The organism is Vibrio rotiferianus CAIM 577 = LMG 21460, from assembly GCF_002741985.1.
Taxonomy (GTDB): domain Bacteria; phylum Pseudomonadota; class Gammaproteobacteria; order Enterobacterales; family Vibrionaceae; genus Vibrio; species Vibrio rotiferianus.
In genome coordinates, this window is the sequence record NZ_APHW01000024.1 from 1 (window position 1) to 11,858 (window position 11,858).

General features: G+C 46.5%; 8 protein-coding genes, 3 tRNA genes and 2 pseudogenes. 1 reads left to right on the forward strand and 12 read right to left on the reverse strand.

Annotated elements, in window-relative coordinates:
- The coding region (locus tag B853_RS12355) for a transposase (RefSeq protein ID WP_143700791.1) at positions 1 to 240 on the forward strand (240 nt) is incomplete at its 5' end.
- A gap of 59 nt (positions 241 to 299) precedes the next feature.
- Here the strand turns inward: B853_RS12355 and luxS are convergent.
- From luxS to B853_RS12415, 12 genes and pseudogenes are all read right to left on the reverse strand, one after another.
- A complete protein-coding gene (gene luxS / locus B853_RS12360) occupies positions 300 to 818 on the reverse strand; it encodes an S-ribosylhomocysteine lyase (protein ID WP_038887338.1) in 519 nt (172 codons plus the stop codon).
- A 77-nt stretch (positions 819 to 895) separates the two neighbouring features.
- A complete protein-coding gene (locus tag B853_RS12365) occupies positions 896 to 1,501 on the reverse strand; it encodes a transglycosylase SLT domain-containing protein (protein WP_081641256.1) in 606 nt (201 codons plus the stop codon).
- A gap of 19 nt (positions 1,502 to 1,520) precedes the next feature.
- Positions 1,521 to 3,089 carry a glutamate--cysteine ligase gene (gene gshA / locus B853_RS12370; protein WP_038887336.1) on the reverse strand — a complete coding sequence of 523 codons (1,569 nt, stop codon included), beginning with the start codon at positions 3,087 to 3,089 and terminating at the stop codon, positions 1,521 to 1,523.
- A 163-nt stretch (positions 3,090 to 3,252) separates the two neighbouring features.
- A pseudogene (locus tag B853_RS12375) lies at positions 3,253 to 6,098 on the reverse strand (M16 family metallopeptidase).
- Positions 6,099 to 6,107: 9 nt separating this feature from the next.
- Positions 6,108 to 6,569 carry a YqaA family protein gene (locus B853_RS12380; RefSeq protein ID WP_010450219.1) on the reverse strand — a complete coding sequence of 154 codons (462 nt, stop codon included), beginning with the start codon at positions 6,567 to 6,569 and terminating at the stop codon, positions 6,108 to 6,110.
- Positions 6,563 to 7,512 (reverse strand): annotated as a pseudogene (locus B853_RS12385) (NADP-dependent oxidoreductase). The gene B853_RS12380 and the pseudogene B853_RS12385 overlap by 7 nt, the downstream one beginning before the upstream one ends.
- Positions 7,513 to 7,660: 148 nt before the next feature.
- Positions 7,661 to 8,791, reverse strand: coding sequence for a sodium ion-translocating decarboxylase subunit beta (locus tag B853_RS12390; protein ID WP_038887333.1), 1,131 nt, complete (start codon positions 8,789 to 8,791; stop codon positions 7,661 to 7,663).
- Between the two features lie 9 nt (positions 8,792 to 8,800).
- Positions 8,801 to 10,594 carry a sodium-extruding oxaloacetate decarboxylase subunit alpha gene (oadA, locus tag B853_RS12395; RefSeq protein WP_010450224.1) on the reverse strand — a complete coding sequence of 598 codons (1,794 nt, stop codon included), beginning with the start codon at positions 10,592 to 10,594 and terminating at the stop codon, positions 8,801 to 8,803.
- A gap of 32 nt (positions 10,595 to 10,626) precedes the next feature.
- Positions 10,627 to 10,884, reverse strand: coding sequence for an oxaloacetate decarboxylase subunit gamma (locus tag B853_RS12400; RefSeq protein WP_038887331.1), 258 nt, complete (start codon positions 10,882 to 10,884; stop codon positions 10,627 to 10,629).
- Between the two features lie 594 nt (positions 10,885 to 11,478).
- A tRNA-Arg gene (locus B853_RS12405) sits at positions 11,479 to 11,555 on the reverse strand.
- Positions 11,556 to 11,613: 58 nt separating this feature from the next.
- Positions 11,614 to 11,690, reverse strand: a tRNA-Arg gene (locus B853_RS12410).
- 58 nt (positions 11,691 to 11,748) lie between these two features.
- Positions 11,749 to 11,825: transfer RNA gene (locus B853_RS12415), tRNA-Arg, on the reverse strand.
- Between the last annotated feature and the right edge of the window lie 33 nt (positions 11,826 to 11,858).

Sequence of the window (11,858 nt, forward strand, 5' to 3'; positions counted from 1 at the left end):
TGGCAGGTATGGTTGGGACAAGTGAATGAGAGTGGAATTAAGCCGCTCAAAGAGTTCGCTCGAAAGCTCCGTCCATACCTTCATGGGATCACTGCTTCAGCAAGCTACCCGCTGAATACCTGTACGCTTGAAGGGATAAATAACAAGATAAAGTTAATTAAGCGGATGGGATATGGCTATCGAGATACTGATTACTTCTTCTTAAAGATAAAAGCGGCTTTCCCCGGAAAGCCGCGATGAACCAAAAAAGAGCCTGATATTGTCAGGCTCTTTTTTAATTATCTAAACTAAAAGCTAAGTTAGTCGATACGTAGCTCTTTCAGCATTGACTCTGGCAATGCCAATTCATCATTCTTATTTACCGCCACGCCCGCTTCTAGAATGTTCTTTGCGATTTGCTTCGCTTCATCCAGAGAGTGCATCGCTGCTGTACCACATTGGTACTCATTCAGCTCAGGGATCTTGTTTTGACTTTCCACTTTCAATACACCCTCCATCGCAGCAATCCAAGCGTCAGCCACTTGCTGCTCTGAAGGCGTACCAATCAAGCTCATGTAGAAACCAGTACGGCAACCCATTGGTGAAATATCAATGATCTCAACGCTCTCACCATTTAGGTGATTACGCATAAAGCCTGCGTACAAGTGCTCTAGAGTGTGAATCCCCTTCTCAGAAAGGATGTCTTTGTTTGGTGCGGTGAAGCGCAGATCGAAGACAGTGATGGTATCTCCTTTTGGAGTTTGCATCGTTTTCGCCACACGAACCGCTGGTGCATGCATACGTGTGTGATCTACGGTAAAACTGTCTAATAAAGGCATTACATCTCTCCTGATTGTAACCACCAATACTTACAAGTATTGGTCTTAATTAATGTTCATTTTCCCCATCGTTGGGGTTAAAAGAACCAGCTGCTGTTGTCCTCTAATTCCTGACGACATTGCTTCAGCTGCCAGCCATAAGTCTTCGCAGTTTGTTCGACTCGCCTAGCGACCTTGACCAAACTTGGTTTGCTCTTGTAAGTTCCGCGTTTATAGCCACCGCGTCCTTCATGATATGCGAGGTACTGGTTGTACGGATCCCACAGTGAAACGCCTAATTGGCGACGAGTTTCGTGAGTATACCAACCGACAAACATCATTGAATCATCAAAGTTGGTGCGTGAACCACCTTGTCCCGTCGCTTTTTGAAAATCTTCCCAAGCAGGGTCTTGAGCTTGAGCATAGCCGTATGCGCTGCTAAGACGCCCCCATGGAATAAAACCGAGAACATAGTCTTTAGGTGGACGAGCATCATGGCGAAAGCTACTTTCTTGCTTAATGATCGCCATCGCTACGTTGATAGGCGTGCCCCACTCTTCTTCCATATCTTTGGCATCTTCATACCAACCGGATTTTTCTCGGAATATTTCACATAGATTGTCTTGTTGCTTAGGGGGCGCAGTCGCACAACCGGCTAACATCACGCTCCCGAATACAGACACCACTAACGGCTTAATGTTCAATCCCTGCCCTTACTGCTAGTTATTGTTTTAAGTAAGCAAAGTAATCTTCTAGGAAGTCATCGAACGACAAAGTATCGCTTTGCTCTGCTTGTTTTTGTTTCTCTACCGATGTTGCAACTTCCGTTTCCATTGCGTCAGCTGAATATTGCTCATAACTGTGTGCTAGGTTTTCTTCGCGGAATTTCATGCCTAGCGCACACCCCACTTTACCTAAACCGCCATGCTCTTTAGTCAGCTCAAGCAGTTGGCCAGAAATAGTCAGCTCTGGTTCATCAATCCAAGATTCTAGTTTGTCACAAACCGCTTGGTACGCATTACCACCAGCCGCAGTATCCATTTCAACCGCAATCTGACGAAGATCAGCGAACACACGGTGTGCCCAATCCTGCAAAGATAAACGCTCACCTTGGCAACCGATTTGCAGCATCAAGCCTTTCTCACGACCAGACACAATCACCTTGTTCCAGTTATCACGCCAGCATTCCAGCTCACAGTTGTCCATTGGATCAGACTCTGAAAGTGCAGCCCAAGTTAGGAACAAATCGAGGAAGCGAACTTGCTCTTCACTTACACCAATCGCACTGAATGGGTTGACATCTAGCGAACGAACTTCGATGTATTCCACGCCACCACGTTTAAGAGCTTCCGAAGGTTTCTCACCATTTTTAGCTACACGTTTTGGACGAATTGGGGCGTACAGTTCGTTTTCAATTTGCAAGATGTTCGAGTTAAGTTGACGATATTCTCCATCGACTTTTACACCAATCTCGGCGAACTGTTCCGATGGATGACGAATCGCATCATCTAAACCATCAAGATACTGTTCGATGGTGTTAAAGCCAATCTTAAGCACACTTTGAGCACTGTTGGTGTAACCGAGATCACTTAGACGCAGAGAGGTCGCTTTTGGTAGATAAAGCGTACCGCCAATCTGCTCAAATGGCAGTTCGGTTTCACGCCCTTGAATAAATGAGCCACACAGCGCTGGAGATGCACCAAAGAAATACGGGATCATCCAACCAAAGCGGTAGTAGTTACGAATCAGCGCAAAGTACGCGTCTGATTTTGTCTCTTGGCGTGCTTCTTCATCTTGTTTGCCATACAAAGCATCCCAGAATGATTCAGGGAAAGAGAAGTTAAAATGCACACCAGAAATAATTTGCATCAAGCTACCATAACGACGCTTTAGACCTTCACGGTAGAGCGTTTTCATTTTGGCTGAGTTCGATGAGCCATACTGCGCTAGCTGAATGTCGTCCTCGGTGCCCACGTAGCACGGCATTGAAAGTGGCCACATTTTCTCTTCACCCATTTTGGTTTGAGTGAAGTGATGGATGTCTTTCAATTGTCCCATCAGTTCAGGAATGTCATGCGATACTGGAGTAATAAATTCCAGTAGAGATTCTGAAAAGTCGGTCGTGATCCATTTGTTTGTGAACGCTGAGCCCAAACCCTCTGGGTGAGGTGTTGTAGCTAAATGGCCATCCTGACGATAGCGCAAAGTTTCTCGCTCAACACCGCGTCCAAACTGCTTAAATACTTCTGGGTTTGATGCAACTTGTTTTAGTCGCGCAGCAAAATCAGTCAAAATGAGGTTCGCTTATATTGGGAGCAGGACACTCGCCAAGCGTGGCAAGTGAAAGCTAAGTTATTGATATATAATCCATCTAGATAAATAACCCATCAAAAAGTCATTTATCTAGTTAGAAACGAATAGCGGAGAGTCTCCTCTCCGCTATTAAATGTGTACTCTATCGAATGATTTCAAGCTCTTCCACGTCTTTCCCTAACTTTTCTAGTTGAGGGCGAAGGGATTTCGCATCCCCGACAACCACTATCTGATAGTCATTCGGGTCGAACCATTTTTCAGCTAGAGCGTTGAGCGTCTGTTTATCGACAGTCTCAACAATAGCGTTGCGTTGCTGTAAGTAATCTTTATCTAGGTTGTATTTCAAAATATCACTGATGAGTTTGCCTTTCTGTGTTGGCGTCTCGTATTTCAGTGCATCTTTTTGACCGACTGCTTGGCGCATAAATTTCAATTCATCGTCAGTCATGCCCGATTGTGAGAACTCGTTCAACTCATTCTCCATCTCGATGATAGACGCAACAGTCGAATCCGCACGCACTTGAGCAGTAAATACAACAGAGCCTGTTTCTACATTACCGGAGAAATAACCATAGGCGCCATAGGTGTAACCTTTGTCTTCACGAAGGTTTTGGTTGATACGGCTATTAAAGTTTCCAGACAAGTTAAAGTTTGCTAGCTGACCCAAGTAGAAATCACCTGTTGCATCATAAGGCATTCCTTGACGAACCATCATGATGACACTTTGCGGTGCGCCTGGCTTATCCACTAAATGTACTTTTTGTGAACCTAATGGCGCGATAGCTTGTGGCGCATACAAGGGAGCAGCTTCGTCCTCCCAGTTAGACCAGAAAGCAAGTTGTTTCTCAACATCATCTTTGCTGATATCACCAACTGCAACAATCTGCGCACTTTGTGGCGTGTAGTGTTTCGTATAGAAGTCACGTACATCATCTAGGGTCAACGCTTGAAGCCCTGCTTTAGTCCCATCTTTTGGACGAGCAAAAACAGAGTCTCCATACAACACTTGACGGCTCGCTTGCGACGCCATCCAGCTTGGCTTCTGATGCTCGTACACTAACCCTTCCAGCGCTTGAGCTTTAACACGTTCAAAGTCTACTTGCTTGAATGCCGGCGATAACAACATCTCCTCGACAATCTTCAACGTCGGTGCAAGGTTTCTTTCTAGAGCAGAAACACGGATGTTCGTGGTATAACCCGTTGCCCCAACAGAAATTACACTGCCAAGCTTGTCTAATTCCGCTTGAATTTCTTCGGCTGAATGCTGAGTCGTGCCTTCTTGTAACATTGCAGCAGTTAGCTGAGCCAAGCCTTCTTTACCTTCCTGAACAAAGCGCGTACCTGCAGGCAAGCTAAACTGCATAGTGACCGTCGGCGTTTCACTGCTTACGGTACCAAGCAACTCAGAACCGTTCTTGAAGTGAATGTCGTATAGCTTCGGCATTGTCGCTTCTACAGGGTTACCAACTGGTGGCTGAACTGAACGATCGAAGTTATCCGTTGCTCGGCGGTACGCCAATTGGTCTTCTGTGATCTTTTCATATTCTGGCAAAGTACGCTTTGGTGTCACGAACGTCGCTGGTTTTACCGCAAGCTCGGTCTTACCGCGTGGCACAACGCTAAGCGTTACCTTATTCTTACCTTGAATGAAGTCGCTATAAGCCTTCTCCACAGACTCAGGCGTCACCGCACGTAACTGTTTCAGCTGCTGTTCAATCAGATCCGGCTTACCAAAGAAAGTTTGGTTAGACGCCAATTGCGTTACTTTGCCTTTGACACTCTCTAGAGCAAAAATCGCGTCTGCTTCAGTTTTTCCTTTAAGTTGCTCAAGACGGTCTTTGGTTACCCCATCTTTGGCAAATTTATCCAGCGACGCCATAAGCTCATCGTAAAGCTTGGTGAGGTCGCCTTTATCACCAGAATCTCCCATCGCGTAGACATAGAAATTACACGACAGCTCTGCGCAGTCATGGAATGCCCCTGCATCGACCGCTTTCTGCGTTTTAACTAGATCCTGATAAAGTACGCTGTTAGTGCCACTACCGATTACGCTTGATAGTGTATCAAGTGATGCTTGGTTGGCTTCGCCGCTGTAAGTGGTCGGCCATGCCACCATGACCATAGGTTGTTGAATACGATCTTCTAAGGTAATGAACTTACTTTCTGCTAGCTTAGCCGGCTGCTTCGGTGCGTTTTCAACTTCTAGACCTCTAGGGATCGAACCGAAGTATTTGTTCACCCACTCCAGTGTTTGTTCTACATCGATATCACCACCAATGGTCAATACTGCATTGTTTGGACCATACCAACGAAGGAAGAACGCTTTCAGATCATTCACATCAACACGATCGAGATCTTCAACATAGCCGATAGTTTGCCATGAATAAGGGTGACCTTCTGGGTACAGCGCTTCTGCCATGCGCTCCCAAATCAAGCCATAAGGACGATTATCGTAATTCTGGGCGCGTTCGTTTTTCACTGTAGAACGCTGAATCTCAAATTTCTGCTGTGATACCGCATCCAACAAAAAGCCCATACGATCCGACTCTAACCACAGCATTTTTTCTAGCTGGTTAGCCGGAACGGTTTCGAAATAATTAGTACGATCACGGTTCGTGGTGCCATTAAGTGTGCCCCCCCCGCCTCTGTGATGATCTTGAAGTGCTGTTGGTCACCCACGTTCTCAGAGCCTTGGAACATCATGTGCTCAAAGAAGTGTGCAAAACCTGATTTACCAATTTCTTCACGTGCCGAACCAACATGGTAAGTCACATCTACGTGAACCAATGGATCGGAATCTTCAGGTGCCAGAATCACCGTCAGGCCATTATCAAGTTGATACTTCTGGTATGGTATTTTTACTTTGCCTTCTTCCGCTTTCGATGACTCAACAAACGTCACCCCATCAGGCAATGATGAAACAGGGGCATTTGATGCACAGCCCGTGATCACTAGCAGTGAACACGCACTTACCCAAAACATTCTCATGCGCTTTCCTTAAAATAAACCGAGATAGATGGCGGCCAACAAGCTGTATCTTGCGGCTTTGCCTAAAAATATAAGAACTAAGCAAGGCAGAAATTTCATCCTTAACCATCCTGCCGCTAAACATAGCGGATCACCAATCACTGGCAACCAGCTGAAAAACAATCCCCAATACCCATATTTGGATAACCACTTCAATGCGGTATGACCGTGTTTCTCATCTTGGGTTTTATTTGGAATCCACAACCCCAACCAATAGTTGGTGAGACCGCCAAGGGTATTACCAATGGTAGCAACAATGATGATGGATGAAACTGAGTACTGGTTTAACGATAAGGTGGCAATCAATCCAGCTTCAGAGCCACCTGGTAATAAGGTAGCACTGAGAAACCCCGTCATAAATAGCACCCATAATGCGGAGTCAGAAAACCATAATGCTAAGTTTTCAAAGGCAGCATTAAATGCCTCTAACATGTCATATCAAGCAAGATCTTGCCTCGAGTCCTTCCCGACTCAACTTGTTTGTGAGCTTCAACAACCTCATTCATCGGATAGACGTGTTGTACTTCGGTTTTCAACAACCCAACCCCAACCATGTAGAGCAAGGTATCAAGTTGCTCGCGATCGGGTTCCACCAACATACCGCTCGCTTCGAAACCTAGTAGCTTGGCTTTTTCACAAATCAACTCTGCAGTAATAGTCGGAACGGTGATCACTCGAGCATTATCCGTCAGGCATTTGAGGGCATCCAAGCTGCATCGCCACCGACGAGGTCAATCAAAACATCGACATCTTCAACACGTTCTGACACTGGGGCAAATTGATAGTTCACTGCATGTGCACCGAGTGTGGCGAGGTAGTCTAAATTTCGTCCACTACATGTAGTAAACACTTCCGCCTTCGTCGCCACTGCAATTTGTACCGCTAGATGCCCAACGCCACCTGCCCCCGCTAAAATCAGCACGCGATCACCTTCAGTGACATTTGCCTTACTCAGCGCTTGAGCGGCAGTTTGTCCAGCCAACGGGAGCACGGCTGCTGCTTCCAACGTAACCGTATTTGGCACATGGCTAAGTTCAGACTCAGGAACGCAAACGTATTGGCTATAACCGCCACCGCGGACTGGAAAACCAATAAACCCAGCGACCTCATCCCCTTCAGTAAAGCGTGACGCCCCTTCTCCGCATGACACCACTTTGCCAGAGATATCATAGCCAGGCACCCAAGGTAAGTTATCTTTGTTCTGAGCGGCCGCCCAGCCAAGCCCTGCGCGTGTTTTGACATCAATAGGATTGACACCAGAATAGGCCACTTTAACGAGGACTTCACCCGCCTGAGGAGTTGGTGTGGATGTGGTTTGAATCGCAAGGACTTCTGCGTCGCCGAATTCGGTAATAACTATCTGTTCGTGTTCCATAACCCATTCCCTGAGAGAAAACAAAAAGGGATGCAAAAAGCATCCCTTTGACTATAAACCATTTTGTTTGCCGAAGTTAATCGCCAATTTGTAAATTGGTTGATAATTCTCTGTCACAGATTATCAACCACGTTATTTAAAGAACTACCTAGCCCACGAGCGCGAGCAAGATACCCGCCGCCACTGCTGAACCAAGGACACCGGCTACATTTGGTCCCATTGCGTGCATCAGTAGGAAGTTTTGTGGATTCGCTTCTAAACCAACCTTATTCACAACACGCGCCGCCATTGGTACAGCAGAAACACCTGCTGCGCCAATAAGTGGGTTGATGTCTTCTTTCGAGAATTTGTTCAGGAGCTTCGCCATTAGAACACCTGCACCAGTACCGATACTGAATGCCACTGCACCGAGCCCTAAGATACCTAGCGTTTCTAGGTTCAAGAACTGCTCAGCTTGTAGCTTGGAACCAACCCCAAGGCCTAAGAAGATGGTCACAATGTTGATCAGTTCGTTTTGAGCAGTTTTCGACAAGCGATCCACCACACCAGCTTCGCGCATCAAGTTACCCAAACAGAACATACCAACCAGAGGTGTCGCCGAAGGTAGGAACAGAATCGTCATCAGTAATACGGCAAGTGGGAAGAGTACTTTCTCCCACTTACCAACATGACGAAGTTGAGCCATCTTGATTTGACGTTCTTCTTTGGTGGTTAGAGCTTTCATGATTGGTGGCTGGATAATTGGAACCAATGCCATGTAACTGTATGCGGCAACTGCAATCGCACCAAGTAAATCTGGAGAGAGCTTACTCGCCAAGAAGATAGCAGTTGGTCCATCCGCACCACCGATGATCGCGATAGACGATGCATCCGCCATGGAGAACTCCATACCCGGAACATAGTTAAGCAATATCGCACCAAATAACGTCGCGAAAATACCAAACTGCGCAGCAGCACCTAACCACAAGGTTTTCGGGTTCGCAATCAAAGCACCAAAATCGGTCATCGCACCTACGCCCATGAAGATCAGCAGCGGGAACACGCCCGATTCGATCCCAATGTAGTAAACGTAGTACAGCAACCCGCCTGGATCAGTAAAGCCAGCATTTGGAATGTTTGCCAAGATGGCACCAAAACCAATTGGTAATAACAGTAAGGGCTCAAAGCCTTTTTTGATCGCCAAAAACAGCAAGGTACAACCAACCAACATCATACAGATTTGGCCGAACTCAAAGTTAGCGATCCCTGTTTCTGACCATAAGGTCATCAATCCGTCCATGATGCTCCCTTACGTCAAACTCAGCAGTGGTGAACCAACGGTAACGGCATCACCTTCTTTCACGTTAAGCTCTTGCACAATACCGCCACGCGCTGCACGAACTTCGGTTTCCATCTTCATCGCTTCTAGGATCAAAAGAACATCACCTTCAGCGACTTCAGCGCCAGGTTGAACGTTAACTTTAAAGATGTTACCTGCAAGAGGTGCAGGAACCGCTTCAGCGGCACTGTTAACAGGAGCGCTTGGCGCTGCAGGTTGAACAGGTGCGGCTGCCCCACTTGGCGTTACCGATGTTAATTGCCCCTGAGGACCAACTTCGACCTCATAAACTTGCCCATCAACTCGCACGCTGTAGGTTTCAACACCACCAGCTGATGCTTGTACTACAGGTGCAGCGGCAGGTTTCGCCGCTTCTAACGTTGGTGCCGGCTCAAACGCGTCTGGGTTACCGCGGTTTTTCAGGAATTTCAGACCAACTTGAGGGAATAGCGCGTAAGTCAGTACGTCATCAACACGTTCACTCGCTAGCTTAATACCTTCAGACTGCGCTTTCTCCATCAAATCAACCGTTAGGGTTTCCATTTCTGACTCAAGCAAGTCTGCAGGACGACAGGTGATCGCTTCTTTGCCATCAAGCACTTTTGCTTGAAGCTCAGCATTCACTGGCGCCGGCGCAGAGCCGTATTCACCTTTTAGAACACCAGCGGTTTCTTTGGTGATGCTCTTATAGCGCTCACCTGTCAGCACGTTGATCACCGCTTGAGTACCAACAATCTGAGACGTCGGTGTCACCAACGGAATGAAGCCAAGGTCTTCACGTACACGAGGAATCTCTTCCAGTACTTCATCAATACGATCCGCAGCGCCTTGCTCTTTTAGCTGACCTTCCATATTCGTCAGCATGCCTCCAGGAACCTGAGCGATCAGGATGCGCGAATCCACGCCTTTTAGCTGACCTTCCCACTTAGCGTATTTCTTACGTACTTCACGGAAGTAAGCGGCAATAGGCTCAATTTGATCCAGTTTAAGATTAGTATCACGCTCTGTACCTTGCAGCATAGCAACCACTGTCTCCGTTGGCGTGTGGCCGTATGTGCAGCTCATTGAAGAGATCGCAGTATCAAGGATATCGATACCCGCTTCTACAGCTTTCACAGCAGTCGCCGTAGAAAGACCCGTAGTTGCATGGCAGTGAAGCGCTAAAGGCACGTCACAAGACGCTTTGATGCGCGTGATCAGCTCTTCTGCTTCGTACGGCTTAAGTAAGCCAGACATATCCTTGATACATAGAGAGTGACAACCTAAGTCTTCAAGACGTTTAGCAAGATCGACCCAAGTATCCGCGTTATGTACCGGACTGGTGGTGTAAGACAAGGTTCCTTGCGCATGAGCACCAACATCCACCGTAGCTTTTACTGCTTTTTGGAAATTTCGAACATCGTTCATTGCATCAAAAATACGGAACACATCCATACCATTGGCGTGAGCACGTTCAACAAACTTCTCTACTACATCGTCAGCGTAATGGCGGTATCCTAAAAGGTTTTGACCACGTAGTAACATTTGCATTGGTGTATTTGGCATCGCTTTTTTTAGTTCGCGTAAGCGCTCCCATGGGTCTTCTCCCAAAAAGCGGATACACGAGTCAAACGTTGCGCCACCCCAGGTCTCTAATGACCAGTAACCAACCTTATCTAACTCAGCTGCGATAGGCAGCATATCTTCGATACGCATACGCGTAGCAAACAGGGATTGATGGGCGTCACGAAGGACCACATCAGTGATAGCTAGTGGTTTAGACATGCTCTTAAACTCCTTTTTAATCCTATTTTCGGCTACTTCACGACAGAGGCGCGATGTTTATGAATCGCAGCCGAAATCGCTGCCACTACGTGTGGACTAACAGCTGAAGAGGTTGATTGAACGTTAGTATTTATTTTCGGTGCTGCGATCGGCGCTGGTACTTCTTCTGGTACCAATTTGGACATCAGCCGAACGAGATAAACTAGAATGGTGAGGAAAATAAATACGACCGCCATCCCTGTTAACATCAGGGTGGCCGCATCTACTAGCAGGCTTCCTATATTCGTCATGTTGCTTCCTTTCTTTGTCATCCTGACAATGCGCAGGACTGTAATAGCGTCAAATCCCGACCAATGGATTATCTCGATTGGTTAAATTTTGTCAATTTTGTTTAAGGAAGCTTTTAAATAATCTCTAATATTGATTATTTATTCACTACTCAGATCACAAATTGCACGAAAATTCACTTCGCTTGTGGGACCGCTCAACATATAACCACACTAAATTAAAGTGTTTGTAAAAACTGCGATTAGGATTTAAAAATGAAAAGAGTCTTAAGGAAGAAAGTAAAATAAAAACAGAAAGATAGCCCCAATTAACACAACAAAAACACCAAATTAACAATAGCGAAACATAAGTGTTTTCATCAATGTTTGGTTAGGTTTATCTGCCTTTGCATGCTCGCCAAGCTGAAGATCGCTTAAGTAGAAGCTTCAAGGTGATTATTTAAGCGAAACAATATAGAGGCTCAATGAGACAAGAATCATAAACTGAAGATAGGATTTGGCGCGAGAGATGGCTGTGGATAAGCGAAGAACGCGCCATTTCATAACCAAACACCAGATACAAAAAAGCCTCGCATTAAGCGAGGCTTTTTTAAAGAGTGGCGCGTCCTGGAGGATTCGAACCTCCGACCGCCTGGTTCGTAGCCAGGTACTCTATCCAGCTGAGCTAAGGACGCACGGTTTTCGATATCGGTATTACCAATATCAGGAGTTCACAAAGGAAACCCTAAAGAGTGGCGCGTCCTGGAGGATTCGAACCTCCGACCGCCTGGTTCGTAGCCAGGTACTCTATCCAGCTGAGCTAAGGACGCGCAGTTTTCGATATCAGTATTCCCAATATCAGGAGTTCACAAAGGAAACCCTAAAGAGTGGCGCGTCCTGGAGGATTCGAACCTCCGACCGCCTGGTTCGTAGCCAGGTACTCTATCCAGCTGAGCTAAGGACGCGCAGTTTTCGATATCGGTATTACCAATATCAGG

Excerpts from the sequence above, each read along its gene's own strand:
- oadA (WP_010450224.1), bottom strand. The coding sequence starts at position 10,594 with ATGTCTAAACCACTAGCTATCACTGATGTGGTCCTTCGTGACGCCCAT.
- luxS (WP_038887338.1), bottom strand. The coding sequence starts at position 818 with ATGCCTTTATTAGACAGTTTTACCGTAGATCACACACGTATGCATGCA.
- B853_RS12400 (WP_038887331.1), bottom strand. The coding sequence starts at position 10,884 with ATGACGAATATAGGAAGCCTGCTAGTAGATGCGGCCACCCTGATGTTA.
- B853_RS12380 (WP_010450219.1), bottom strand. The coding sequence starts at position 6,569 with ATGTTAGAGGCATTTAATGCTGCCTTTGAAAACTTAGCATTATGGTTT.
- B853_RS12390 (WP_038887333.1), bottom strand. The coding sequence starts at position 8,791 with ATGGACGGATTGATGACCTTATGGTCAGAAACAGGGATCGCTAACTTT.